Annotated in this window: 24 protein-coding genes; 11 read left to right on the forward strand and 13 right to left on the reverse strand. The window is 56.6% G+C overall.

Translation table 11 applies throughout. The features are described 5' to 3' along the window. Positions 1-73 precede the first annotated feature (73 nt). Positions 74-1,981 (reverse strand): molecular chaperone DnaK, encoded by a 1,908-nt coding sequence (gene dnaK / locus ACR0EV_RS13740; RefSeq protein ID WP_480800605.1) that lies wholly within the window; start codon positions 1,979-1,981, stop codon positions 74-76. Between the two features lie 212 nt (positions 1,982-2,193). Between dnaK and ACR0EV_RS13745 the strand changes: the two genes are divergently transcribed. Further along, a complete protein-coding gene (locus ACR0EV_RS13745) occupies positions 2,194-2,796 on the forward strand; it encodes an alpha-ketoglutarate-dependent dioxygenase AlkB family protein (protein WP_480800606.1) in 603 nt (200 codons plus the stop codon). Here ACR0EV_RS13745 and ACR0EV_RS13750 read toward each other — a convergent pair. Beyond that, entirely contained in the window at positions 2,793-3,617 is an 825-nt protein-coding gene (locus ACR0EV_RS13750; RefSeq protein ID WP_480800607.1) for an ABC transporter permease, read from the reverse strand. The genes ACR0EV_RS13745 and ACR0EV_RS13750 overlap by 4 nt on opposite strands. Before the next feature lie 121 nt (positions 3,618-3,738). Between ACR0EV_RS13750 and cysQ the strand changes: the two genes are divergently transcribed. The 7 genes from cysQ to ACR0EV_RS13785 all read left to right on the forward strand — a co-directional run bounded on the left by cysQ (position 3,739) and on the right by ACR0EV_RS13785 (position 11,767). Then, entirely contained in the window at positions 3,739-4,536 is a 798-nt protein-coding gene (gene cysQ / locus ACR0EV_RS13755) for a 3'(2'),5'-bisphosphate nucleotidase CysQ (protein WP_480800608.1), read from the forward strand. Continuing rightward, the gene (locus ACR0EV_RS13760; RefSeq protein WP_480800609.1) at positions 4,536-5,336 is read left to right on the forward strand and encodes a 3-deoxy-manno-octulosonate cytidylyltransferase family protein; all 801 of its coding nucleotides are present in this window, start codon (positions 4,536-4,538) and stop codon (positions 5,334-5,336) included. Before cysQ ends, ACR0EV_RS13760 begins: the two co-directional genes overlap by 1 nt. 71 nt (positions 5,337-5,407) lie before the next feature. Next, positions 5,408-6,391 (forward strand): UDP-glucose 4-epimerase GalE, encoded by a 984-nt coding sequence (gene galE, locus ACR0EV_RS13765; RefSeq protein WP_480800610.1) that lies wholly within the window; start codon positions 5,408-5,410, stop codon positions 6,389-6,391. Positions 6,392-6,398: 7 nt separating this feature from the next. Next, the gene (locus ACR0EV_RS13770; protein WP_480800611.1) at positions 6,399-7,448 is read left to right on the forward strand and encodes a glycosyltransferase family 2 protein; all 1,050 of its coding nucleotides are present in this window, start codon (positions 6,399-6,401) and stop codon (positions 7,446-7,448) included. 177 nt (positions 7,449-7,625) lie between these two features. After that, the gene (locus tag ACR0EV_RS13775) at positions 7,626-8,612 is read left to right on the forward strand and encodes a glycosyltransferase family 2 protein (protein ID WP_480800712.1); all 987 of its coding nucleotides are present in this window, start codon (positions 7,626-7,628) and stop codon (positions 8,610-8,612) included. Beyond that, positions 8,609-10,309 carry a DUF5927 domain-containing protein gene (locus ACR0EV_RS13780; protein ID WP_480800612.1) on the forward strand — a complete coding sequence of 567 codons (1,701 nt, stop codon included), beginning with the start codon at positions 8,609-8,611 and terminating at the stop codon, positions 10,307-10,309. Before ACR0EV_RS13775 ends, ACR0EV_RS13780 begins: the two co-directional genes overlap by 4 nt. Positions 10,310-10,315: 6 nt before the next feature. After that, positions 10,316-11,767, forward strand: a complete 1,452-nt coding sequence (locus ACR0EV_RS13785) for a nodulation protein NodH (protein WP_480800613.1) — start codon at positions 10,316-10,318, stop codon at positions 11,765-11,767. Here ACR0EV_RS13785 and ACR0EV_RS13790 read toward each other — a convergent pair. The 8 genes from ACR0EV_RS13790 to hslO form a co-directional block, all read right to left on the reverse strand. After that, a complete protein-coding gene (locus tag ACR0EV_RS13790; protein ID WP_480800614.1) occupies positions 11,751-12,269 on the reverse strand; it encodes a L,D-transpeptidase family protein in 519 nt (172 codons plus the stop codon). The genes ACR0EV_RS13785 and ACR0EV_RS13790 overlap by 17 nt on opposite strands. A 60-nt stretch (positions 12,270-12,329) precedes the next feature. Next, the gene (locus ACR0EV_RS13795) at positions 12,330-13,115 is read right to left on the reverse strand and encodes an ion transporter (protein WP_480800615.1); all 786 of its coding nucleotides are present in this window, start codon (positions 13,113-13,115) and stop codon (positions 12,330-12,332) included. Between the two features lie 21 nt (positions 13,116-13,136). Beyond that, positions 13,137-14,366 carry a class I SAM-dependent RNA methyltransferase gene (locus ACR0EV_RS13800; protein WP_480800616.1) on the reverse strand — a complete coding sequence of 410 codons (1,230 nt, stop codon included), beginning with the start codon at positions 14,364-14,366 and terminating at the stop codon, positions 13,137-13,139. Between the two features lie 140 nt (positions 14,367-14,506). Next, positions 14,507-16,339, reverse strand: a complete 1,833-nt coding sequence (locus tag ACR0EV_RS13805; protein ID WP_480800617.1) for an ABC transporter ATP-binding protein — start codon at positions 16,337-16,339, stop codon at positions 14,507-14,509. Further along, positions 16,336-18,174, reverse strand: coding sequence for an ABC transporter ATP-binding protein (locus tag ACR0EV_RS13810; protein ID WP_480800618.1), 1,839 nt, complete (start codon positions 18,172-18,174; stop codon positions 16,336-16,338). The genes ACR0EV_RS13805 and ACR0EV_RS13810 overlap by 4 nt, the downstream gene beginning before the upstream one ends. Before the next feature lie 191 nt (positions 18,175-18,365). Further along, positions 18,366-19,520, reverse strand: a complete 1,155-nt coding sequence (locus ACR0EV_RS13815; RefSeq protein WP_480800619.1) for a CCA tRNA nucleotidyltransferase — start codon at positions 19,518-19,520, stop codon at positions 18,366-18,368. After that, on the reverse strand, positions 19,517-20,113 hold the full coding sequence (locus ACR0EV_RS13820) for a CoA pyrophosphatase (RefSeq protein ID WP_480800620.1): 597 nt from the start codon (positions 20,111-20,113) through the stop codon (positions 19,517-19,519). The genes ACR0EV_RS13815 and ACR0EV_RS13820 overlap by 4 nt, the downstream gene beginning before the upstream one ends. After that, the gene (gene hslO, locus ACR0EV_RS13825) at positions 20,106-21,092 is read right to left on the reverse strand and encodes an Hsp33 family molecular chaperone HslO (RefSeq protein WP_480800621.1); all 987 of its coding nucleotides are present in this window, start codon (positions 21,090-21,092) and stop codon (positions 20,106-20,108) included. Before hslO ends, ACR0EV_RS13820 begins: the two co-directional genes overlap by 8 nt. A 76-nt stretch (positions 21,093-21,168) precedes the next feature. On the opposite strand from hslO, the gene ACR0EV_RS13830 reads away from it, so the two are divergent. After that, complete coding sequence (locus ACR0EV_RS13830; RefSeq protein WP_480800622.1) at positions 21,169-21,615, forward strand: NUDIX hydrolase; 447 nt, start codon at positions 21,169-21,171, stop codon at positions 21,613-21,615. Here the strand turns inward: ACR0EV_RS13830 and ACR0EV_RS13835 are convergent. After that, entirely contained in the window at positions 21,612-22,886 is a 1,275-nt protein-coding gene (locus ACR0EV_RS13835) for a PP2C family protein-serine/threonine phosphatase (protein ID WP_480800623.1), read from the reverse strand. The two genes, ACR0EV_RS13830 and ACR0EV_RS13835, sit on opposite strands and share 4 nt — an antisense overlap. 162 nt (positions 22,887-23,048) lie before the next feature. Here ACR0EV_RS13835 and ACR0EV_RS13840 point away from each other — a divergent pair, with 162 nt between their 5' ends. Next, entirely contained in the window at positions 23,049-23,378 is a 330-nt protein-coding gene (locus tag ACR0EV_RS13840; RefSeq protein ID WP_480800624.1) for an Hpt domain-containing protein, read from the forward strand. On the opposite strand, the gene ilvA is transcribed toward ACR0EV_RS13840, so the two are convergent. Together ilvA and ACR0EV_RS13850 are read right to left on the reverse strand one after the other, a co-directional pair. After that, positions 23,375-24,601: a threonine ammonia-lyase IlvA gene (ilvA, locus tag ACR0EV_RS13845; RefSeq protein ID WP_480800625.1), complete on the reverse strand. Its 1,227-nt coding sequence runs from the start codon at positions 24,599-24,601 to the stop codon at positions 23,375-23,377. The genes ACR0EV_RS13840 and ilvA overlap by 4 nt on opposite strands. A gap of 58 nt (positions 24,602-24,659) precedes the next feature. Beyond that, positions 24,660-25,400, reverse strand: coding sequence for a hypothetical protein (locus ACR0EV_RS13850; protein WP_480800626.1), 741 nt, complete (start codon positions 25,398-25,400; stop codon positions 24,660-24,662). 141 nt (positions 25,401-25,541) lie between these two features. Between ACR0EV_RS13850 and ACR0EV_RS13855 the strand changes: the two genes are divergently transcribed. Next, positions 25,542-26,768: an argininosuccinate synthase gene (locus ACR0EV_RS13855; RefSeq protein WP_171092834.1), complete on the forward strand. Its 1,227-nt coding sequence runs from the start codon at positions 25,542-25,544 to the stop codon at positions 26,766-26,768. Positions 26,769-26,799: the final 31 nt, after the last annotated feature.

Consider the following 26,799-nt stretch of genomic DNA (forward strand, 5'->3'; position numbering starts at 1 on the left):
AGTATTTCCTTCTGCCTCAACGTAATCGGGCCGGCCCGGCAACCGGACCGGCCCAAATTGGCCCGGTTACCCGTTACTTACGCTTGTCGTCGTCCAGATCTTCGAACTCGGCGTCGACAATGTCATCGTCGCCCGGTGCGGCATCTGCTGCGGCAGGTTCGTCTTCACCTTCCTCGGACTGCGCCTTGTAGATGGCTTCGCCCAGCTTCATGGCAGCTTCGGTGACATTCTGGATGCCCGACTTGATCTTGTCGGCATTCTCGGTCTCCAACTCGTCCTTCAGTGCGGCAATGGCCAGCTCGATGGCTTCGATGGTGGTCGGGTCGACCTTGTCGGAATGTTCTTCCATCGACTTCTCGGTCGAATGGATGAGGCTTTCCGCCTGGTTCTTGGCGTCGACCAGTTCGCGGCGTTCCTTGTCGGCTTCCGCGTTCTCTTCGGCGTCCTTGACCATCTTTTCGATGTCCTCGTCGGACAGACCGCCCGAAGCCTGGATGGTGATCTTCTGCTCTTTACCGGTGCCTTTGTCCTTGGCCGAAACCGAGACAATACCGTTGGCGTCGATGTCAAACGTCACCTCGATCTGAGGCATACCGCGCGGTGCGGGCGGAATGTCTTCAAGGTTGAACTGACCCAGGATCTTGTTGTCCGCAGCCATTTCACGCTCACCCTGGAACACGCGGATGGTCACGGTGTTCTGGTTGTCCTCGGCAGTCGAAAAGACCTGAGACTTCTTGGTCGGAATGGTCGTGTTGCGGTCGATCAGACGGGTGAACACGCCACCCAGCGTTTCGATGCCCAGCGACAGCGGAGTTACGTCCAGCAGAACAACGTCTTTGACGTCGCCTTGCAGAACACCGGCCTGAATGGCGGCGCCCATGGCAACCACTTCGTCCGGGTTCACACCCTTGTGCGGCTCTTTACCGAAGAATTTGGTGACCTCTTCGATCACTTTCGGCATCCGGGTCATACCACCGACCAGAACAACTTCGTCCACGTCAGCAGCCGACAGGCCAGCGTCTTTCAGAGCGGCGGCGCAAGGCTTCATCGACTTCTTGATCAGGTCCGCAACCAGCGATTCCAGCTTGGCACGGGTCAGCTTCATGACCATGTGCAGCGGCTGACCGTTCGAACCCATCGAGATGAACGGCTGGTTGATTTCGGTCTGCGAGGTCGAGGACAGTTCGATCTTGGCTTTCTCAGCGGCTTCTTTCAGACGCTGCAACGCCATCTTGTCGGCGGACAGATCGACGCCATGCTCTTTTTTGAACTCATCGGCCAGGTAGTTGACGATGCGCATGTCAAAGTCTTCACCACCCAGGAAGGTGTCACCGTTGGTCGATTTGACCTCGAACAGGCCGTCGTCGATTTCCAGGATGGTCACGTCGAAGGTTCCACCACCAAGGTCATAAACCGCGATGGTTTGGGTTTCTTCCTTGTCCAGACCGTAGGCCAGAGCAGCTGCTGTCGGTTCGTTGATGATCCGCAGCACTTCCAGACCGGCGATTTTACCGGCGTCTTTGGTAGCCTGACGCTGTGCGTCGTTGAAGTAGGCCGGTACGGTAATGACCGCTTGTGTGACTTCTTCACCCAGATAGCTTTCAGCCGTTTCCTTCATCTTACCCAGAGTGAAGGCCGAGATCTGGCTTGGGGAGTACTTTTCACCGCGGGCTTCGACCCACGCGTCGCCGTTGCCGCCATCAACGATGGCATACGGCACCATCTTCTTGTCTTTTTCGACTTCTGCATCATCCACACGACGACCGATCAGGCGCTTGACGCCAAAGATCGTGTTGTCGGGGTTGGTGACCGCCTGACGTTTTGCAGGCTGACCGACCAGGCGCTCATCTTCGGTGAAGGCGACGATCGAGGGCGTGGTCCGCGCCCCTTCGGCGTTTTCGATGACCTTCGGCTGCGAGCCGTCCATGATGGCCACACACGAGTTGGTGGTTCCGAGGTCAATCCCGATTACTTTTCCCATTTTTGCAATCCCTTTCTCTTCAAGGCGATGTCTCGAGAACCGGACCCGTTACGGCATCCCGTCCCCGATCTGATGTGCGCGACAGCACTACCATCGCGCGTCCCGGCGTATATAAGGGCCAGACCAAGGGCCTGCAAGCACCGTAAAAGGCAGGTTTTCGGGAATCTGTGGCCTTTTTTGGCAAGGATTTGGAAAGGATTGGGGTTTCCGGAATGGCACGGCTGGTTTTGCGGGGTTTCGATATCAGAAAAGCCTATCTGGATCCTGCGGCACAGGCGCAGATTATCGGTGATTTGCGGTCGATTCTAAAATCCGCGCCGTTGTTTCGTCCGGTAACGCCTTCGGGCAAAGAAATGTCAGTGCGGATGACCTCGGCCGGGGCTTTGGGTTGGGTAACGGACAAAGCGGGCTATCGGTATCAGGATCAGCATCCAAAGGGCGGAGTTTGGCCCGGCATACCCGCAAGTATTCTAGATATTTGGCGAGATCTGGTCAGCACAGAGCGTGAACCGGATTGCTGTTTGGTCAATTACTATGGTGAAGGTGCAAAGATGGGCCTGCATCAGGATAAGGACGAAGCCGATTTTTCCTGGCCTGTTTTATCAATTTCTCTGGGCGATGACGCCCTGTTTCGCATTGGCAACACGACACGGGGCGGCAAGACCGAGTCGATCTGGCTCAGCTCGGGCGATGTGGTCGTGATGGGTGGGCCCGCGCGGCTGGCGTATCACGGGGTGGACCGGATCAGGTTCGGATCGTCGCGCCTGTTGCCCAAGGGTGGGCGGATCAATCTCACATTGCGGGTGGCGCGTTAACGGCGGGCATTCCAGCTTTGCGAAACATGCTGGCGCGTAAAGAACTCACCCATCAATCCGATCATCAACAGGGCGATCCCGACCCAGACCGCGTACTCCCAACTGGTATTGCGGGGGAAATAGTTGCGGAAAATGAAGCCGCGACATTGATCGATGATATGGAAAAGCGGATTCCACGCAAACATCATCAACAACCAACCGCCCATTGTGTTTGCAACGAACATCTTTCCCGAGAACACCATGTTCATCCGACGGTATATGTTCGTCAGCATCGAAACGGTTGTCGGAAACCAAGGTTTGATCGCCATGAACACAAGCCCGATCGCACACCCCGTAAACCACGCCAGCAGCACCATGCCAAAGGCACCACCTGGGTTCTCAATCTCTAAAGGAGCAACCGCGACACTGTATATGAACAGGAGGACGAACATGGCCATCACCTGCTTGTACAACGTGCTGAATGCGGCGGATAAGATCAGGACCATCACGTTCATCGGTGAATGCAGCGTCATCGGATTGTTGGCCGCACCAACCCCCGAGATCGCCCCGATCGACTGAATGTGGATCATGAATGGAAAGACACCGGACAAGATATACATCAGGAATTCACCCCTGATCTTGGCAACGCCGCCCCGACCCAGCAATGTCATGAGCAGGTAAAATACCATGCACATCACCACCAGCTGCACGATGTTGATCAGAATAGCGATAACCGCATTCGGGTGTTGCGAACGCACGTTCCTGACAACCGCGTGGAACACCAGTTCAGCAGTTGTAAACGCGCCGCCCAGCAGCGATTGATTACGCTTGAAGTAATACACTCGAAGGTCTTTCCTGCGTCACTGCCCTCAATCTGGCATGAATATCTTGCCGTTCCGTAACCGCCGCATCATAAGTCGGTCATGAGTTTGGATCAACAAACCAAAGGAACGGAGCATTTTTGTGACTTATGACGCGCTTATCCCGGTCATCCGACGTCTGGCCCTAGAAGCAGGTGACAGGATCATGGAGATCTATGAGGCGGATGATTTCGACGTCAAAGTCAAATCTGACTCCAGCCCGGTGACCGAGGCGGATGAGGCCGCAGACGCGTTGATTTCCGCCGGTCTGCGAGAGGCCTTCCCCGATGTTCTGCTGGTCACAGAAGAGCAGGCCGCGTCACACTCGGAAAAAGGCGATACCTTCCTGATTGTGGATCCGCTGGATGGCACCAAGGAATTCATTAACCGTCGTGGTGATTTTACCGTCAACATTGCGCTGGTCGAAAACGGTATGCCAACGCGAGGCGTGGTTTATGCGCCAGCAAGGGGTCGTATGTTCTATACGCAAGCCGATGGCCGGTCGGTCGAGGAAACAGGCGCGTTTGACAAGGACACTCATGGCGATTTGACGGAAATATCGGTCTCTAAACCGGACAATTCGGCGCTTTTGGTGGTGGCTTCGAAATCCCACAGGGATCAGGCGACCGAGGATTACATCAACAAATACCAAGCCAAAGACAGCAAAAGCGCCGGGTCGTCTCTCAAGTTCTGTCTGGTGGCGACGGGTGAGGCCGATGTCTACCCGCGCGTCGGGCGTACCATGGAATGGGACACCGCTGCGGGCCACGCGGTTTTGGCCGGTGCTGGTGGCCGGGTCGTGCGTTTTGACGACCATTCGCCGCTGCTCTATGGCAAAGAAGGATATGCCAACCCGTTTTTTATCGCCTACTCTCCGGGTGTTGAACTGAAGGAAGCCTGATGTCTGTTCTGATTGCCATCCCAGCCCGATACGCTTCGACCCGCTATCCGGGCAAACCATTGGTGCCGCTATCTGGTGCCACAGGTACGGCTATGACATTGATCGAACGGTCCTGGCGCGCGGCCAAGTCTGTCTCGGGTGTTGATCGCGTGGTGGTTGCAACGGATGACGATCGTATCCGCGAGGTCTCAGAGGGGTTTGGGGCCGAAGTGGTCATGACCTCTGAGAATTGTCAGAACGGTACCGAGCGCTGTGCCGAAGCGCATGAAGTTCTGGGGGGTGGGCATGATATCGTGGTCAACCTGCAAGGCGATGCACCACTGACACCGCACTGGTTTGTCGAAGACCTGATCGCAGGCCTACGCGCCGCGCCGGACGCCGGTGTTGCGACGCCCGTTCTGCGCTGCGACGGCGATGCGCTGAACAGTCTACTGAACGACCGTAAGCATGACCGTGTTGGTGGGACAACGGCCGTGTTTGGGCGCGATCACAGCGCGATGTATTTCTCGAAAGAGGTCGTACCGTTTACCTCGCAATCCTATGCAGGTGACGAGCCCACTCCGGTGTTTCACCATGTGGGGGTTTACGCTTATCGTCCCGACGCGTTGGCGGCATATCCGGGCTGGCCCACCGGCCCGTTGGAGCAACTGGAAGGGCTGGAGCAACTCAGGTTCATGGAGAACGGCCGCAAGGTCCTGTGCGTCGAGGTCGAAGCCAAAGGCCGACAATTCTGGGAGCTAAACAATCCGCAGGACGTGCCCAAGATCGAAGAGATGATGGCGGCGATGGGGCTGGAGTAACAGATTTTCCCCATGACACCCGGCGGCCCCTATATGTTTTGTAAAAGTAATTCGGTTTCAAAGGGCGCATCATGACATCTATCCTCGTAACTGGCGGTGCCGGGTATATCGGCTCGCACGCGTGCAAGGCGCTGGCGAAGGCAGGCTACGTCCCGGTGACTTACGACAATCTGGTCACAGGATGGCAGGATGCAGTGAAATACGGCCCGTTCGAGCAAGGCGACCTGCTGGACCGGGATCGCCTGGATCAGGTGTTCACCAAACACAAGCCTGCCGCAGTGATGCATTTTGCGGCCCTCAGCCAGGTGGGTGACGCAATGCGTCAGCCGGGGCTCTATTGGTCAAACAACGTTACGGGTTCATTGACCTTGATCGAAGCTGCGGTTGCAGCCGGGTGCCTGGATTTCGTGTTCTCATCCACATGCGCCACCTATGGCGAACATGACAACGTGGTTCTGGATGAATCCACCGCGCAGTACCCTCTGAACGCCTATGGTGCCTCAAAACGCGCAATCGAGGACATCCTGAAAGATTTCGAAGCCGCCCATGGCCTGCGCCATGTCATCTTTCGCTATTTCAATGTTGCCGGGGCAGACCCGGAAGGAGAAGTGGGCGAGTTTCACCGGCCCGAAACACACCTGATACCCCTGATGTTGGATGCGATTGACGGAAAACGTGAGGGCCTGACCGTCTTTGGCACCGATTATGACACCCCCGACGGCACATGTATCCGCGACTATGTACATGTCTGCGATCTGGTCGACGCGCATGTGCTGGGGTTGGACTGGCTGGAACAAGGCAAGGAAAGCCGTGTCTTCAACCTGGGCACCGGATCGGGATTTTCCGTGCTCGAGGTGATCGAGCAATCCAAATCTGTCACCAACCGCCCCGTGCCTTATTCAACCGGGCCGCGTCGGGCTGGCGATTGCACCAAGCTGGTCTCTGGCTCTGTGCGGGCTGAAACCGAACTGGGATGGACGCCAAAACGCTCAACGTTAGAGACGATGATAGCGGACGCCTGGCGCTGGCATCAGAACGGCCATTACGAAAAATGAGCCGCCCGTGACCTCCGGTACTGTGCAGAACCTGCCGCAGATCAGTTGGCGGCAAAAGTACCGATTGCGCTGGAAACGTCGACGGCTGCTTTGGCGGTCCTTGCGCAGCCGACACCAGTTGACGTGCCTGAAAGACCAGACCCGCGAAATCCACGCGGGGGATGTGCTGGCCTTTATCACCTTGCGTAACGAGATAACCCGCCTGCCCTGGTTCTTTCGTCACTACCGTCAATTGGGCGTGCGTCGTTTTCTGATCGTCGACAACGGCAGCAACGATGGCTCGACTGAGTTTCTGCTGGATCAACCGGATGTATCTGTCTGGCAAACCTACTCCAGTTATCGGGGATCACGATTTGGCCTGGATTGGCTAACCTGGCTTCAGATGCGGTATGGGCACAATCACTGGTGTCTGATGGTCGATGCGGATGAGCTGTTGATTTATTCCCAGTGCGATACCCGGTCCCTGCAGGATCTGACGGCCTGGTTGGACCAACAAGGCAGGGTGGGTTTTGGCGCGTTGATGCTGGACCTCTATCCCAAAGGTCCGTTGGGCCGCGACGGCTATGATCCGCACACCGACCCAACAGATCTGCTGTGTTGGTTCGATTCAGGTCCATATCGCGCAGAGCGGCAAAGCCCGATGGGCAACCTGTGGGTTCAAGGCGGCGCGAGAGAACGGAATTTCTTCGCTCAAACGCGGCAACGATCCCCCACGCTGAATAAGATCCCGCTTATACGCTGGTCGCGACGGTATGCCTATGTGAACTCATGCCATTCCGCCCTACCGCGCCACTTGAACACCGCTTATGACGGACCGGGCGGGTCGGCGCCTTCAGGGGTGTTGTTGCATACAAAATTCCTGCCGGAGGTGGTTGAAAAGTCCAGATCTGAAAAGCAACGACGCCAGCACTTTCATGATCCGAACCAATTCGGCGCGTATTATGACGGCATCCTTAATCAACCGGACATGTGGACACCACAATCTGTGCAATACACTGGCTGGGCTCAGTTGCAAGAATTGGGGCTGATGTCAGGCCAAGGCTGGGTGCTGCAATGAAAACGCATCAGTCAACGACACGTTTACCTTTATTGGGGTCTAAAGAGTTGCCTCAGAAGATGCAAAAGTGGCATAAACCGGTAATGCCTTGTCTCGCCAACAGCAAAGACGAGGTCGGGGAAAGCTCGCGTTATAAAAAGGTTGGGCAGTCACGTGAGCCTGTTTGAGTCCTACAAGATGAGATTGCGGCGCAAGCGCCGTATTTTGCGCTGCCTCAGGCGGCGTCGTGAACTCAAGCCCGCCAGCGTCAACACATCCGCAATCCGCCGCGACGACATCCTGTTGATGAGCGTTATTCGTAACGAAAAAATCCGTCTGCCATTCTTTCTGGAATACTATCGCAAGCTTGGCATCAACCACTTCCTGTTCATCGACAACAACAGCGATGACGGAAGCTTTGAGTTCCTGAAAGAACAGGCCGACGTATCGGTTTGGCGCACCACAACCAGTTATAAACGCGCGGGGTACGGTCTGGACTGGTCGAACTATATCCTTCGCAAATATGCCCATGGACATTGGGTTCTGACCGTCGATCCGGATGAGTTCTTCATCTACCCCTTTTGCGATACCCGCCCGATCCGCGCCTTGACGGACTGGCTGGATGGCAGCGCTGTGCGCAGTTTTGGAACCATGTTGATCGACATGTACCCCGAAGGTCCTGTCGATGCCGAACCCTACCGAGAAGGTCAGGACCCGTTCGAAATTGCGCGTTGGTTCGATTCCGGGAACTACATGATCACCAAAAACCCGGATTACAAAAATCTTTGGATTCAAGGCGGCCCCAGGGCGCGCGTGTTCTTCCGCGAAAACCCATCCAAGGCTCCGGCATTGAACAAGATTCCCTTGGTGAAATGGGATCGGCGGTATGTTTATGTCAGCTCGACCCACTCACTTTTGCCCCGTGGCCTGAATCAGGTTTATGACGAATGGGGCGGAGAAAAAGCCAGCGGGTCCCTGCTTCATGCCAAATTGATCAACACTCTTGGCGACAAAGCACGCGAGGAATTGGAGCGCGGTCAACACTATCGCGGATCGGGTGAATACAAAGCCTATGCCGCGCAGCTTGAAGAAAAGCCCGTTTTTTGGTGCGAATGGTCCGAGGCTTACATTAACTGGAGACAACTTGAGATTCTGGGCCTGATGTCCAAGGGGAACTGGGCATGAGCGGTCTGGGCATCGTTATGCTGGTCCATACATCGCTGGACCGGGCCGAACAGGTGGCACGACACTGGACGGCCGCAGGATGCCCGGTGGTGATCCATGTCGACCGCAAAGTATCCGATGGTATCTATACGCGCTTTAAAGCGTCTTGCTCGAACGATCCCAGGATTGTGTTTTCTGAGCGCCACAAGTGCGATTGGGGGGGATGGGGTATCGTTGCCGCCTCACAAAGCGCATCCGAGGTGATGCTGGACCAATTCCCTGACGTACGGCATGTGTTTTTGTCCTCTGGGGCCTGCCTGCCGCTGCGACCCGTTCAGGAACTTATCGATTACCTGGCCGACCGACCCCGCGTTGATTTTATCGAAAGCGCGACAACATCCGATGTCAGCTGGACGATCGGAGGGCTGGACCACGAGCGATTTACCCTGAGATTCCCGTTTTCATGGCGCAAACAACGCAAGCTTTTTGACACATATGTCAGGCTGCAACGTGCAGTGGGGTATCGCAGGCGCATTCCAGATGGTTTGGTGCCACATATGGGCAGTCAGTGGTGGTGCCTTACCCGCCAAACACTTTCGGCTATTCTTCAGGATCCCAAGCGCAAGCAGTATGACCTGTATTTCCGCCATGTTTGGATCCCCGATGAAAGCTATTTTCAAACCCTGGCCCGGCAGTATTCCACACATATTGAAAGTCGGTCCTTAACCCTGTCCAAGTTCGACTATCAGGGCCGCCCGCATATTTTCTACGACGATCACCTGCAATTGCTGCGACGCTCGGATTGCTTTGTCGCCCGAAAGATATGGCCTCAGGCAGAGCGGCTTTATCAGGCGTTTCTGACGGACCAGACCAGCGCTATGAAACCGGCAGAACCTAACCCTGGCAAGATTGATCGCATCTTCTCGAAAGCCGTTGAAAGACGGACACGTGGCCGCGACGGGCTGTACATGCAAAGCAGGTTTCCACGACACGGGAGCGAAAACGGCCTGACATCTTCGCCCTATTCGGTGTTTCAGGGCTTTTCTGAACTGTTTGAGGATTTCGAAACCTGGTTGTCGACGGCCACAAGCACAAAGGTCCATGGCCATCTGTTTGGACCCGACCGGGCCGAATTTGCGCAAGGCGAAACCATAACAAACGGCGCCCTCAGTGACTGCGCTTCGTTGCGGGATTATAACCCCACAGCTTTCCTGTCCAATTTGATCTGGAACACACGAGGGGAACGGCAGTGCTTTCAGTTCAGCCCCCGGGACACACAGGAAATTAATTGGTTTCTCGCGCGTGACAAGAACGCCCAGATTTCGGTTATCACCGGGGCATGGGCAATTCCGCTGTTCCGATCAAACCTGAACTTTTCGGAAATCCGATGCGAAGCCGCGCGATTGCAGCAGATTGAAACCAAACAGCTTGAGGTGATGACCTCGGTCTGGACCAAAGCCCGTATGCGGAGCTGGACTTTGGCCGACTTCATAGAATCGCCGATGGACCCGTTGCAAACGATCCTTGACGAGATTGGCGCAAATCAGGCCAGCCACCTGACAGAAGTGCCCACCATGGTTGACTTGTCCGGGTTCGGGAAGTTCCTACAAAACCTCAAGAATCAGGGAATGCATCCCTATCTGATGGGTGATTTCCCGTCTGACGACGTATTTGGCCGGCAAACAAAACCTTTCCGCAAACCCTATCTGGTGCAGTGACGGTCGATGGCAGCCAACTATGATTACTTCGTCGTACTGGCGGCCATGCGCACAGGATCGAATTTGCTGGAGGCAAACCTGAACGCGCTGGATGGCGTGACCTGCCATGGTGAGGCTTTTAACCCGCATTTTGCCGGTAATCTGAAATCTGAAACTCTGCTGGGCCTGTCGCTGGAAGACCGTGACGCGGATCCGTCAAAGTTGCTCAAGGCCATTCGCTCGGCCCCCGGTAACATCAACGGGTTCCGATATTTCCAGGAACATGACCCACGCATCCTGAAACCGGTCCTGAATGACCCTCGCTGCGCCAAGATCATTCTGACGCGCAACCCGCTGGACAGTTACCTTTCGCTGAAAATCGCACGGGCCACCCAGCAATGGCTGCTGAAAAACGTCAAACGACGCGTCGAGGCAGAGATTGCTTTTGATACGCAAGAATTTGCGGACTATCTGGATCAGATCCAAAACCACCAGCACATGCTACGGCGGCATTTGCAAAAGACGGGTCAGAACGCGTTTTTCATCACGTATGACGACCTGACCGAGCTGGACGTTCTGAACGGTCTGGCGGCATGGCTGGGGGTTAAAGCGCGTTTGGCCCGGCTGGATGACACGCTGAAACCGCAAAACCCGGCGCCTGCGGTTTCAAAGGTCACCAACCCCGAAGAAATGACCCAAGCGTTGCAGGATGTAGATCGCTTTGGGTTGCATGAGACCACTGGATTTGAGCCGCAACGCGGGGCCGCCGTACCGCAATACATCGCGGCACCAAAATCCGCCCTGATGTATTTGCCCATTCGTAGCGGGTTAGAGCCTGTTGTCGGCCAATGGTTGGCTGACTTGGATGGCAGCTCGGCTGACGATTTGATCACCGGTCGAAACCGAAAACAAATCCGTACATGGCTGAGGGATCATCCCGGTCATCGAAAGTTCACCGTCCTGCGACACCCGCTGGCACGGGCGCATACGGCTTTTTGCCAACACATCCTGAGCACAGGGCCGGGCAGTTATAAGATGGTGCGAAACTATCTTCGCAACCGGCTCAAGATGCCGATCCCCGGACAGGTACGGGACACGAATTACTCGGTCGAACAGCACCGGGATGCGTTTGCCGCTTTTCTGGGCTTCTTGAGCCTGAACCTGAACGGTCAGACGCCAATCCGCGTTGATGGGACGTGGTGCAGCCAATCACGGGTTTTGGACGGGATTGCCAGTTTCCTCTTGCCCGACCTGATCCTACGAGAGGACGAGTTGGCGACAGCACTTCCCGCATTGGCACAAGAGGCTGGGCATTCACACCCGCCCGTGCCGGGCCCATGTGTACCCGATGTGCCGTTTACGTTGAGCCAGATCTACGACGTGGAGCTTGAGGCGCTGGCAGCCGAGGTCTACCAGCGCGACTATGAAGTGTTTGGGTTTGGTGCCTGGATGCCAACCAGCGCTAAGGGCGCAAGGTGATAAGCGTACCTTTGTTCACCATGGCATAGATCTCTTCCATCTCGTCATTCTTGACCGCGATGCATCCCGCCGTCCAATCCGGTGTTTTGCGCGCGCGCTTAAACTCAGACCGAAGATTGGGCTGGCCGTGGATGAAAATATCGCCCCCCGGATCAACGCCCGCGGCCTTGGCCTGCGCGACATCCTGAGAGTTGGGGTACGAGATGCCCAACGACAGGTGATAACGGCTGCGGGGATTCCGGCGGTCGATCAGATAGGTGCCCTCGGGCGTTCGACCGTCACCTTTCTTGGTCTTTGTTCCGCGTGGCGCAAAGCCCAAATCAACTTCATATTCACGCAAAACCTGCTCATGATGCAGAAGATAGAGTTTTCGCGCGCCCTTGTTGACCACCAAAGAGGTCACTTCGGGCCCATCATAAGTCAAAAATCTTGGGCTGGCTGAGGCACAAGCCGAAAGGCTCAGCGTTGCCATCGCCCCCAATCCGAATGCTCGACGATCCATGTTTCACTGCCTGCTCTGTTTTTTGGGGACTAATATGCCAAAAACCTTAAGAAACGGAAATCACTTTTTGCTGTTCATCTGCTCGGTCAGGCGACGCTCGATGTTTTCCAGCCGTTCCAGCACCTCATCACGATAGGCGTCGGTTTTAACCTCGTCTTCTGCGTGATGGGCATCCTGCATCGAGTTCACGATCAAACCGACCAGCAGGTTCACCACAGCGAAAGTCGTAACCATGATAAATGGGACAAAAAACAGCCAGGCGTAAGGATAAACCTCCATCACGGGGCGGACGATGCCCATGGACCAGCTTTCCAACGTCATAATCTGGAACAAGGTGTACGCCGACAGACCCAGATCACCGAACCATACGGGGAAAGAGTTCGAGAACAGCTTGGTCGAGATCACAGCGCCAATATAGAACAGGATTGCCATTAGCAGGAAAACGCTGGCCATCCCGGGCAGGGCAGAAATGAACCCTTCGACCACGCGACGCAGACGCGGCGCGACGGAAATTACCCGTAACACCCGCAGTATTCGCAGCGCCCGCAATACGGAAAGGCTGCCGGCGCTGGGGACAAGTGCGATGCCCACGATTAGAAAATCAAATATGTTCCAGCCACTTGTGAAGAACCTGCGCCCGGTCGCAAGCAGCTTCATCGTGATCTCAGCCACGAAGATCGCAAGGCACAGCTTGTCCAGTGTGACAATCAGCGGCCCTGCCGCCTCCATCAGGGTGGGCGACGTCTCCATCCCCAAAAGAATCGCATTGAAAATGATGACAGCCGTGATGAAACGCCCGAACGCCGGGGCTTCGATGATGGTCAGCAAGCGCTGTTTGACACCCATGTGTCGCGATCTCCTGTCTGGTCAAGATGCGGCGTTCAGGACAAACCGCGCAGCAAGTTCCGTATGTGACGACCATCGAAATTGGTCAACGACCTGTACCCATTCAAGGGTGTAGCCTGCGTTAACAAGGATTTTTGCATCCCGTGCAAAACTCACCGGGTTGCACGAAACGTAAGCAATCACCGGGCACTTGGCTTGGGCCAGCTCTTCTACCTGCGCCTCGGCTCCGGCACGGGGTGGATCCAACACGATCGCGTCAAATGTCTTCAACTCGTCTGGCATTAACGGACGACGGAACAGGTCGCGGGCCTCAGTCGTTACGCGTTTCAAGCCCTGCGCCCTGCGCCAACCGTGATCCAACGCCTGAACCATGGCGGCCTCGCCTTCCACAGCATGAACTTCAGCAGTTTGGGCCAAAGGAAGGGAAAATGTACCGGTACCTGCAAACAGGTCGACAACGCGCTTGGCACCCTGTGTGGCCTCTGAAACAGCTTGTAATAGAGCCTGTTCTCCGTCCTTCGTCGCCTGCAGGAACGCGCCGGGTGGGGGTGTGACTTCAGCCGTTCCAAAACGTTGAAGCGGCGCTTGTCGCATGGCGATCACTTCATCATCCCAACTCAGCCGCGCCAAACCGTGTTTCTCTGTCGCTTGAGCGAGCGCCAGTTCCAGCGGCCCGTCCAATGGTTTGCCGCCTTTGACGGCTACATCCAACCCCCCTTCGGAGAGTGTAAGTGTAACCGCCAGAACACCCTTACGGCTTCCACCCAAAACGGCCAGCGCTTCAGCCACAGGAATGGCCGCGATCAATTCGGGATTCAGCAACCGGCAGTCGGGGATTTCCGTGATCGTGTCCGACGCGCGACCATGAAACCCGGCCAATGTGCCTTTCTTTGTTCGCCTTACGGCAATCGTCGCACGTCGGCGCGATTGTTCTGGCGACGTGTGGATCGGGCGCATCGGTGCATCCAGACCTTGTGCGGCCAAGGCGTTGTTTACAATTTCAAGCTTCCAATCGGCCACAAAGGCGTCAGACGCATGCTGCAACTGACACCCTCCGCAGGCTTTGTAGTGGCGGCACGGGGCTTTGATCCGGTCTTCAGACGGTGCTTCCACACGAATCTCCGTCAGCACCTGACCTGCCAGAGTTCCGTTGACAACCTCACCCGGCAGGGTGCGCGGGGCATAGACGGGGCCATCGGCAATGCCGTCGCCCTGATGGCCGAGCCGTGTGATTGTAAATTGCTGCGTCATGAGGGGCCTGATAGCCGGGCTTTGACGCCAACAAAACCCCTTAGGGCACTTTGCGTTTGCATTGGATCGCAAAACGCTGCCTCTCCCTCCGGTCGAGCGCGCATTCCGATACGCTTTGGTTAAGAAAACCGCAAAGGTCCTTATTCCGCAGCTTCCGCCTGAATAAATCCGCCTGATTGACGGTGCCAGAACCGCGCATAAAGCCCGCCTTGATCCAGCAGCGCCTCATGCGTTCCGCTTTCGACAATCCGCCCCTGGTCCAGAACGACGATCCGATCCATCTCGCTGAGGGTGGACAGGCGGTGCGCAATGGCCAGAACGGTTTTACCTTCCATGACACGATGCAGCGCGGTCTGAATCGAGGCTTCAACCTCGGAATCCAGCGCCGAGGTTGCTTCGTCCAGAACCAAAATCGGCGCGTCCTTCAAAATGGCGCGGGCCAAAGCGATCCGTTGACGCTGCCCGCCGCTGAGTTTTACACCCCTTTCCCCCAGATGAGCGTCATAGCCTTGGCGACCGTTGGCATCCTCAAGGCTGAGGATGAATTCATGCGCCTCGGCCTTTTTCGCGGCGGTGATCATCTCATCCTCGGACGCATCCGGGCGACCGTACAGGATGTTTTCGCGCGCCGAACGGTTGAACATCGCCGTTTCCTGCGTGACCATACCGATCTGGCGGCGCAAGCTGTCTTGCGTCACCAGCGACACGTCCTGCCCGTCAATAGAAATGGCGCCGCTTTCCCTGTCATAGAGTCGAAGCAGCAAGGACACGAGCGTCGATTTCCCCGCCCCTGAAGCGCCGACGATACCCAGCTTTTCGCCGGGTTTTATGGTCAGGGACAGATCGATGACACCACCAACGTCCCGACCATAAGCAAAACTGACATGCTCGAACGAAATAGATCCATCGCTCACGGCGAGGTCTTTTGCGCCCCCAGCGTCTTCGACCCGGTCCCGCTTTGCCAGCGTCTTCATCCCGTTTTCGATCTCGCCCACATTGGCGTACAGACCCATCAGCGTGAAACTGACCCAGCCGGTCATTTGCGCGATGCGGATCGAGACCGCCCCCGCCGCGACGATATCACCGGCCGTCGCCATCCCGAGTTGCCACAACCAAAGTGTGGCGCCCAACAGCAGCACGGGCAACACCCCAGCTAATGTCATCAGAATGAACCGGAAACTGGCGGACAGTTTTCCAAAATCCAATGAGCGCTCGCGCAGTTCCACCATCGAATCGCGCGCAGCCTGATCTTCGAAAGCCGAATGCGCAAACAGCTTTACGGTTTTGATATTGGTGATCGTATCGACCACTTGTCCCGACACCATTGCCCGCGCCCCGGCCCGTGCGGCTGAACGTTTTCGGATGCGCGGCAGATACCAGCGGACAAGCATAAAATAGACAACCAACCAAGCGGCAAAGGGAAGCATCGCAAGAGGGTGAATCGACCCTAACAAAAGCAAAGATCCCGCCAAAGACGCCAAAGCAAACACAATGGCGCTGATCGTTTCCGACACGACCGACGCCATCGCATTTGACGTTTGCATCTGCTTCTGCGCGATACGCCCGGCAAAATCATCGTCGAAATACGTCACCGACTGGCCCAGCGTCCAACGGTTCAACTTCGCCAACACCAAAGGTGTGATGTTGGGCATGACAATGTAATTGTTCGACAAGGACGACAGGCCAAACAGGATCGGACGCACCAGCATGAAGAAGGCTACTGCGCCGAAGATCATCCACATGTTTTGCGCGCTCAGGAACTGTTCCGGACCGCTGGACGTTGCCACGTCGATCACGCGGCCCAAAATCCAGGCCGTGCCAGCCTCCATCGCACCGGCTGTGGCCGAGAAGAAAGCTGCAACAAACAACATCGGCCAGGCCCCGGACAGGCTCCAGCGAATGAACGCCCCCAACGTCTGTGGTGGGGGCGTTTCAGTGGTTTTGAACGGTTGGATGAGGTCAGCAGCCCTCATTCCGCGGCCTCCGGGTTCATGAAGCCGCCAGATTGACGCGCCCAGAACTGCGCGTAAAGACCGCCTTGCGCCAGAAGGTCGGAATGCGCGCCTTCTTCAACGATACGGCCACCATCCATGACCAGAATACGGTCCATCTGCGCGATCGTGCTGAGCCTGTGCGCAATGGCGATCACGGTTTTACCTTGCATCATGCCGTAAAGGGTTTCCTGAATTGACGCTTCGACCTCGGAATCTAGGGCAGACGTTGCTTCATCCAACAACAAAATCGGCGCGTCTTTCAGGATCACACGCGCCAGCGTCACGCGTTGCCGCTGCCCACCGGACAGCTTCACACCCCGCTCGCCTACATGCGCATCGTACCCCTTGCGTCCCTGCGGGTCTTGCAGGTCAAGAATGAAGTCATGGGCTTCGGCCTGTTTGGCGGCGGCGATCATCTGTGCTTCGGTCGCGTTGGGGCGACCATAAAGGATGTTATCACGCACCGACCGGTGCAGCAGTGCACTATCCTGCTGGACCATGCCGATATATCCACGCAGACTGTCTTGAGTGACATCCGCAATGTTCTGGCCATCAATTAGGATCGCACCACGTTCGACGTCATAAAACCGCAAAAGCAGCTTGACGAGGGTCGATTTACCAGCACCAGACCGCCCAATCAGGCCGATCTTCTCGCCGGGTTGAATGGTCAAATCAATATGATCCAACCCACCCGTCTTGCGGCCATAGTGATGCGAAAGATCACGAATTTCGATCTCGCCTTTGCTCAGCTTCAGAGGCTTGGCATCAGGTGCGTCCAACAATTGGATTGGCTGAGCAATCGTCTCCAGCCCCTCAGCCACAACACCAAGCTGGCGGAACAGGCTGGTCAGCGCCCACATGATCCATCCGGTCATGGCATTCAGGCGAAGGGTCAACGCGGTTGCTGCCGCGACCACGCCAACCGAGGCTTGGCCCTGCATCCAAAGCACAATCGCCCAACCGACCACTCCAACGATCAGGAAACCGTTCAAGGTGACCAGAAACGCGTCCATGATGGTGAAAATCCGCATCTCAACCTGCACGGTTCGGCGCGTTTCTTCGATAGCCTCGCGAGCGTAATTCATCTCTTGATCCGCATGCGCGAACATTTTGACCGAGTGGATGTTCGTATAGCTGTCGACCACACGCCCTGTCACAGTCGACCGTGCATCAGATGCCGCCTTGGACGCCGGACCTACGCGCAGGATCGCCCAACGGACCAACACCGCATATAGCGCAAACCAGATTACCAATGGCAAAAGAAGCCGCGCATCGGCGGCCATCAGCAAGACAGCAGCCCCAATCAGGTAAGCCAGCGAAAAGGAAATCGCGTCAAAGACCTGAAAAACCACCTCACCTGCGGCAGGCGGTGTCTGCATGATCCGGTTGGCAATCCGCCCGGCAAAATCGTTTTCAAACCAGCTGACCGACTGACGCAAAACGTGTTTATGCGCCCGCCAGCGGAACAGCGTGCCGTATTGAGGCAGGATCGCATTGTTGATCACCAGCACATCCAGAATATGCAGAATGGGCCGCAACAGAAGAATAAACGCCGCCATCAGCAGCAGTTCGGTCCCGTGGTTCTGCCAGACTTCGGTGGGAGAGCCGACAAGCAAATCAACGACGCGCCCCATGTAATAGATCAGACCGACCTCAACCCCCGCCACAACAATGGACAGCAGCGTGGCCCAGACAAACACGCGGAAAAACGGCCGGGAATAGTCCAGCATGAACGGCCACAGCTTTGTCGGTGGCGCGTTGGACTCTTTGTAGGCGACAAAAGGGTCAATGAGGTTTTCGAAATAGCGAAACATGGAGAGTGCTCCGATTGAGCAGAAATGTAGACGTGCGAAGAAGAATGGCGCCTGAACACCACCCTTTACGGGGCAAGTGTCCTGGCTTTAGCCGAACCAGATCCCGTAATACATTCGCTGTCCTCCATCCATGTGACAGCCGCACGTAAGCACAAACTTTTTGATTTGTCATCCCCTTTTGAGACTTAGCGCTAACTTGCCAGCAACTCCTCGCGCGACAACGCAAAGCCGGATGCGATCCAGCGGTTCTCAAGTTCGGCCAGTTTCTGGCCCAGCGCTGGTCCTGTGAAGGTGGGGATCAGATCCTTGGCTTGAATTGGGAAACGAGCAGCCGCCCCTGTATGTAAGTCATGCCTCAGGTCTTCGGACCATGGTTGCTCCAAGAAGGCGCAACGCAGAAGGGTCTCATGCAAACCTCCTTCATCGCCATAGCGATAGCCCAACTCGGCCACACTGGTGGTGGCTTGTGCTTCCTCTCGCATCCGGGTCAAACGTTGCAGCTGCGAACGGCTCAGCCGCAATGTCGCAGCGTCTTCGGGCGTAGCAATGGCTGCCAGCCGTCGCACGGGATCGGGATCAGCACCCGCCGCTTGTTCGAGCGCAACAAGCGGCGCAAGGGATCGGTCATTTGCACCCGGCAAAAGCTGAGCCAAGACACCCGTGCTGCGCATTGTTGCAATTGCGGGGGCGGGATCGGGCGCGGCCAGTAGTTTCAGCAATTCCGCCCCGACCCGTTCGCGCGACAGCGATTCCAAACCATCAAGATTGGCACCAATGGCGGCCAGAGCGTCGGGATCAAAGCCAGCCTCCGGATTGCCATACCAGGCATGAAACCGGAAATAGCGAAGCGAGCGCAGATAGTCTTCGCGGATACGATTCTCGGCCGTTCCAATGAACCGAACCCGACGTGCCTGCAGGTCGGGTAATCCACCAAGCGGGTCTAACACTGCGCCATCGGGCCGTGCGTAGATCGCGTTCATGGTGAAATCGCGCCGCGCCGCGTCTTCCTCGACGTGATCAGAGAACGCAACAACAGCGCGCCGCCCGTCGGTTTCCACGTCACGCCGGAAGGTGGTGATCTCGTGCGGAATACCAGAGCTGACGACCGTGATCGTACCGTGGTCGATACCCGTTGGAATTGCCTTTAGCCCTGCAGCCTGCGCCATTTCGACCACCTGCTGGGGTCGCGCGTCGGTGGCAATATCGATGTCCGAGACCGGGGCGCCCAAAAGGGCGTTGCGCACACAGCCCCCCACAAAAAGTGCCTGAGCGCCGGATGAGGTCAAGGCCGCGCATACCTGTTGGGTCGCTGGCTCACTGACCCAATGCTCGTTAATCTGCATCATTCATTCACCCGTGCTGCAAGCCCGCGCAATATGCGGGCCGTCGCGCCCCAGATGTAATAGGGGCCGTACGGAACTGCGTAGTATCTGCGTTTCTGACCGCGCCAGCGGCGCGACTCAATCAGATAATTCTCGGGATCAAGAAGATGGGCAAGAGGGGTCGAGAAAACCTCATCTACCTCGCCGGGCTCGGGCACAGGTTCGAAGGTGTCACGTACGACTGCGACCACGGGTGTAACGTTGAAAGAGGTGACCGTTTCATGCATGGGCAGAAACCCCAAAACCTCGGGCTGGTCAACGGGCAGCCCAATCTCTTCATGCGCCTCGCGCAGGGCTGCCGCAGTCACGTCGGCGTCACTTTCATCCTGTTTACCGCCCGGAAATGCGATCTGACCGGGGTGATGCTTCAGGGCCGAGGACCGTTTGGTCAAAAGCACCCGAGGCGTTTCATAAGCCAGAGAGATAGCCACCAGAACACCGGCAGGGCGCAGACGCCGCCCGGGTGGCAGAACGGTGTCGGGGTTCAGGTCAAAGTCGCTGGACCCGTGACCGGGGCGGCGCAAGGCCGCCCGGATCTGTTCAACCGGATCATGCACCTTCGCTGTCTTCGGCTTCAAAGCCCACGGTTGTCGGGTCCAGCATGTAATGCGCACCACAGAACTGACAATCAGCCGTAACCAGACCCTCTGGCGTAGTCATCTTTTCGATGTCCTTTGCCGAATAGATTGACAGGCTTTGCCGCACCCGGTCCTCGGAACAGGTGCACCCAAACTGGACCGATTGCGCGTCGTAGACACGCGGCTGTTCCTCGTGGAACAGGCGCACCAAAAGGTCGGTCGGCGCAACCGAAGGGCCGATCATTTCCAGATCCTCGACGGTATCCAGCAGGATATTGACGCGGCCCCAGTTCTCTCCCTCTTCGCCGTCTACCAGATCGCTTGCGGTCAGAATCTCGCCCGTACCTTCACCCGATGCTGCAAAGGGCGACGCTTTGGGCATGTGCTGCAACATGATCCCGCCGGCGCGCCAATGCTCGCCCACGCCGGGCTCGGTCGATTTGCCAAAGCTCAGCGAGAACCGCGTCGGCAACTGTTCGGACTGAGCGAAATACGCCTCGGCACATGCGCTCAGCGATCCGCCCGCCAGGGGCGTGATGCCCTGATACGGCTGCGTGCCTTCGCCCTGGTCGATCATGATGGCGAAATACCCCTCGCCCACCTGATCAAAAGGTGCGGCGTCAGTCAGCCGGTCGCGGTCAAAGCTGGCATAGGCACGGATTTGGGCGGCTTGGCCCTCTTCCTGCGGCGCGTAATAGTCGGTTGCGATCATGCGCACCGCCCCTTTGGACTGCACCTGCAACGACAGCTTCCAGCGCAACGCAACGGTCTGGCCGATCAATGCGGTCAGCAAGGCCATTTCAGCCACCAGCGCTTCGACTTGCGGCGGATAATCGTGCTGCTTCAGGATGCCATCCAGCACGCCATCCAAACGGGCCACGCGGCCGCGCATGTCGGATGCATCAAGTTGAAAGGGCAGGACGGTATCGTCCCACGCGATTTTTGTTCCAAGAGACATGGGGTTTCCTTACACGCCACAGGTTGGCATACCGGCACCATATAGGTCGTACAGATTGGGTTTTAAGGGGCCATACATGATCAGACGGTTTGGCGAAACCCCTCAGGCAGGGCAGAAATACACGCAACGACCAGGCGTGTACGTGCTTTTGCCTCGTGGACGATCATTGCTGGTGACATGGTATGACGACGGCCTCAACCCAGAGCTGCAACTGCCGGGCGGAGGCATTGATCCGGGCGAATCGCCGATCACGGCCCTGCATCGCGAGGTATACGAAGAAACGGGCTGGCTGATCGCAACCCCGCGCCGTGTCGGTACCTTTCGCCGCTTTACCTATATGCCTGAATACGATCTGTGGGCGGAAAAGGTCTGCATGATCTATCGCGCGCGTCCTGTCCGCCGCATGGGCCCACCAGCCGAGGCGTTTCATGAGGCGCGATGGATAGATGCGTCAGATGCGGTGGAAAAGCTTGGCAATGACGGTGACCGACATTTTGCCAGAATGCATCTTTGGTCGCTTTAAGGACCGTTATATTCAAAGAACACAGCCGAGACGTCATCGCCGATTCCTTCTCTGGGCGACATGACCTGAGTCAGTCGCCAGAACATGTCATCCAGAAACTCGGACCCGCCATTCTCTGAAACAGAGTTTTGCGCCATTTCTTGCAAACCGCCTTCATCCAACAGGCCGCCATCTGCCAGAGGGCATTCGGTAAATCCGTCAGAATACAACAACAGCTTGTCCCCGGGTTGCAGTTTCGTCTCGATCTGATGGAAGCCTGCATCCTCGATCAAGCCTATAGGCAAACCACCATCGCCCAGAAACTCACTGCTGCCATCTTTGCGTAACAAAAGGGGGTGCGGATGCCCGGCCTGCACCATCTTCATAAGCCCGTTGCGCAGGTCAACAATGGCGTAGACCATCGTGAAGTATTCCTCGATCCCCGTATCTGCCATCAGGCGCGAGTTGAGCGTTTTGGCGACATCCTCGGGCGGCAAGAGCGCGTAGAACTTGTTGAACCGCTGTTCCATCGCAACGTTCTGGTCAAAGTGCTTGCTGGACAGATAGCCACCCAATCGGGCCGTCATCATGGCCGAGGTGATGCCGTGGCCGGACACATCAATGCTGTAGAACCCCAACCGATTCACGCCGGGCGAGAACATGCCAACAAGATCGCCGCCAATATGGCCGCATGGCTTTAGCAAAAGGCTGACGCGCGAGTTGCCAAAATCCCGCGATAGCTCGGGCACCAGGGATTCCTGAATCTTACGCGCCTGCATCAGATCTTTGTCGATCGCGTCATGCGCCAGTTTCAGCTCTTCCAACGCGGATTCGATCAGGCGGTTTTTCTGCGAAAGCTCGCGCTGCATGTCCAGAATACGCGCCCCGGCGGAAATGCGCGCCCGCAGCTCGTCGGCTTCCAGAGGTTTGATCAGAAAGTCATCCGCCCCAGCATCCAGACCGCGCGCAACCTCCTGCTTTTCGCTTTTGGACGTCAGCAAGATGAAATAGCTGTATTGATCCGTTTCCAGCGCGCGAAAGGCGCAGCAGAACTCCAGCCCGCTCATCCCCGGCATAACCCAGTCGCTGAGCACAAGGTCGGGCGGGTCTGTCCGACACAGCTCCAACGCGGCCTCGCCGGTATCAGCCTCGATTACGTCAAAGCCCCATTTCCTGAGCGAAGCCACCAGAATGCGCCGCTGCAAACGGCTGTCATCCACAATCAGCACCCTGCGGATCGCGCCGAAGTCCAGATCTGATCTGGTGTCCTCAAGACTCGCCCCTGGTACCATTTACCCTCTGCTATCAAGAAATGACCGGTTAGGGCGACCCTAGTCTTCGCGGGTTTAACATCCGGTGAAGACCCGCAGAACCTTCAAGCGCTGATCTTAACCGGGTTTTTACCTGCCGCGGGGTATCCAGAACCTTAAAGCTTTAAGGGCAGGTATTTCATCATGATCCACTGGGACAGAGTCAGGCAATTGCGGGACGAAGTTGGCCCGGATGAATTTGACGAGGTGGTCGAAATTTTTTTGGAAGAGGTGCAAGAGGTCATTGCGCGCCTGCATCACGACACCAACCGGATCGAATTGGAACAAAACCTGCATTTCCTGAAGGGAAGCGCGCTAAGCTTGGGCTTCGATCAGTTCTCGAAACTCTGTCAGGATGGTGAAAGGCGGGCCGCAACAGGTCAGGGGGCGGAGGTTGATCTGCCAACCTTACTGGCCGTTTTTGACAGCTCGAAGCTCAAATTCGTTTCAGAACTGCACGAAAACCTGGGTTAGATTACAAACTGCGCCAGTGTCTCGTCTTCGGTGATGTCGGTATAGGTGAACCCGGCCTCATCCAGATGCGCAAACAGGCGCATGAAGTTTTCAGGCTTACGGGTTTCAATCCCGATCAGGACCGAGCCGAAATTGCGCGCTGATTTTTTCATATACTCAAAGCGGGCGATGTCATCTTCGGGGCCAAGTATGCCAAGGAATTCCTTCAAGGCACCTGGGCGCTGCGGCAGGCGCAGGATGAAGTACTTTTTCACCCCGGAATAGCGCTGCGCGCGTTCTTTGACCTCGGGCAAACGTTCAAAATCGAAATTCCCGCCGGACGTCACACAGACTACCGTCTTGCCGCGCACAAAGCTTTGAACATCGCCCACTGCTTCAATCGCCAAAGCCCCAGCCGGTTCAAGCACAATGCCTTCGACGTTCAGCATCTCTATCATCGTGGCGCAGATACGGTCTTCGGACAGGACCAGCACATCCGACAGATGCCGTGACTTGAGAAGTTCGAACGGCTTCTCACCAATTCGCCCGACCGCCGCGCCATCGACGAAGGTATCCACATGATCCAGCGCAACGGGATGCCCTGCCGCCAATGCAGCACGCAGACATGCGCCCCCAGCGGGCTCGACAAACAAGCAATGGCTGCGATCCCCGAACCACGTCGCCACGCCCGAGGACATGCCGCCGCCCCCAACCGGCAAAACGACATGATCCGGTGCACCACCCAGTTGCTCTTCGATCTCAACCGCCAATGAGGCCTGACCTTCGATTACATCCACGTCGTCAAAAGGTGACAGGAAATGCCCGCCCTGCTGTGTGCACCAGGCTTGGGCAGCGGCCAGTGTGTCATCGAAATAGTCGCCGGTCAGGTGAATCTCGATATTGTCGCCACCGAAGATTCGGGTCTTTTGGATTTTCTGCTGTGGCGTCGTGACCGGCATGAAGATCACGCCTTTGACCCCCAGATGCTTGCACATGAAGGCCACGCCCTGCGCGTGATTGCCCGCGCTGGCGCATACGAACAGGGCCTGACCCTGCTGCTTGCGCATCGCATTGAACGCGCCCCGGATCTTGTACGACCGCACCGGGCTGAGGTCTTCGCGTTTGAGCCAGATGTCCGCGCCATAACGGTCGGACAAATGAGCGTTCCGCTGCAACGGAGTTGCCGGAAACACAGAGCGCATCGCCTGTTCGGCAGCACGGGCGCGGGTCATGAAATCAGTCATGACCGTTTCACTGCCGCATCACCGCGATAAGGGCAAGGAATACATATGTGTACGCGGGTCAGGAGAGTTCGCGTTTTTCGACACAAATTCCATACAACGTTGTCAGAATACTCAGTCCAACCATCGCAATCATCCAGTTTACTACGGCCTGCAAAATAAAACCTATAAACCCCGAAAATGCACCCGCGAAGCCTGCCAAGAAGCCCAGAAAAAAGCTAAATGCAAAGAAAAACAAAAGAACCATAAGAATTGCCGTCGCGATCGATTGGGTCGCGCGCCATGAATCAGAGATCGAAATCGTGTTACCAACTGCACTTGCAGGGAGTATCAGGCTCAAACGTTGCATGACCCAGAAAACGAAGATGAGACCAACGGTAAAGATCGCGCCTCCAAGCAGTGAAAAGGAACCTGTTCCAAGCCCTCCAACCATGTAAACGACGACGCCCAAAACAATTGCCATTCCGAAAAGAATCAAACCTAGCAGCAGCCCCCAACCGAAATAAGCCAAAATGCGTGATCCATTAAACGCTGGAAAAGCTCTATCAGGGTATTCTGACATCAAACAATATCGATGCCATCCAACTGCAACCCAAAGTGCAGCAACGTAGCTCATAACCGCGAGCGGAATAACCCCACCGACAACTCCCTGCTCTCCAGTTACAAATGCTGGTCCTTTTAGGACGAACAGAACCACGCCCAGTAAGGAAACCGCAATTATTGGGGATGAAACGCGCAACGCTGTGCCGAAATCATTGAAAATCATTCCAAGTGCATGTTTAAAAATCTGCCATCCCAACATCCGAATACTGCCCCTTCAACCAAACATTGTTTAAATTGCGTATGTTTCACCTCAATTCCCGCCTCAGGTCAATCCACACAGCTTGCCCCCGCGTTCAAAACCCGCTAGGGGCCAATCGTTCTACGCATAAAGGGAAGTCAGATGTCCGCGCCCAAGAAAGTTGTTCTGGCCTATTCCGGTGGCCTTGATACCTCGATCATTCTGAAATGGCTGCAGACCGAGTATGGTTGTGAAGTTGTGACCTTCACCGCCGACCTTGGTCAGGGCGAGGAGCTGGAGCCCGCGCGCCAGAAGGCCGAGCTGCTGGGGATCAAGCCCGAGAACATCTATATCGAGGACATCCGCGAAGAATTTGTACGCGACTTCGTGTTCCCAATGTTCCGCGCCAATGCGCAGTATGAAGGGCTGTACCTGCTGGGCACGTCCATCGCGCGCCCGCTGATCTCGAAACGTCTGGTTGAGATTGCCGAAGCCACCGGTGCCGACGCCGTGGCCCATGGTGCGACAGGCAAGGGCAACGACCAGGTGCGTTTCGAACTGGCGGCTTATGCTCTGAACCCCGAAATCAAGGTGATCGCGCCCTGGCGTGAATGGGATCTGACCAGCCGCACCAAGCTGCTGGAGTTCGCCGAACAGAACCAGATCCCGATTGCCAAGGACAAGCGCGGCGAGGCTCCGTTTTCGGTCGATGCCAACCTGCTGCACACCTCGTCCGAGGGTAAGGTTCTGGAAGACCCTGCCGATATGGCGCCCGACTATGTCTATCAGCGCACCGTCCACCCCGAGGATGCGCCGAACGAGCCCGAGTTCATCGAGATCGGCTTTGAAAAAGGCGACGCGGTCAGCATCAATGGCGAGGCGATGAGCCCGGCCACCATCCTGACCAAGCTGAACGAATATGGCGGCAAGCACGGCATTGGCCGTCTGGATCTGGTCGAAGGCCGTTTCGTGGGCATGAAGTCGCGCGGCATCTATGAAACTCCCGGCGGCACCATCCTGCTGGAAGCACATCGCGGGATCGAATCCATCACCATGGACCGCGGCGCGATGCACCTGAAAGACCAGCTGATGCCGCAATATGCCGAGCTGATCTATAACGGCTTCTGGTACTCGCCCGAGCGTGAAATGCTGCAAGCCGCCATCGACAAATCGCAAGAGCACGTCACCGGCACCGTGCGTGTGAAGCTGTACAAGGGTCTGGCCTCGACCGTGGGCCGCTGGTCGGATCACTCGCTTTATTCCGAGGCGCACGTGACCTTCGAGGAAGACGCTGGCGCATACGATCAGACAGACGCAGCCGGTTTCATCCAGCTGAATGCCCTGCGCCTGAAACTGCTGGCCGCACGCGACAAGCGTTTGTCCAAGTGATCGACGAGGACGATACCGACGACGAACTCGA

The sequence above is a fragment of the Ruegeria sp. CF8 genome, assembly GCF_056537285.1.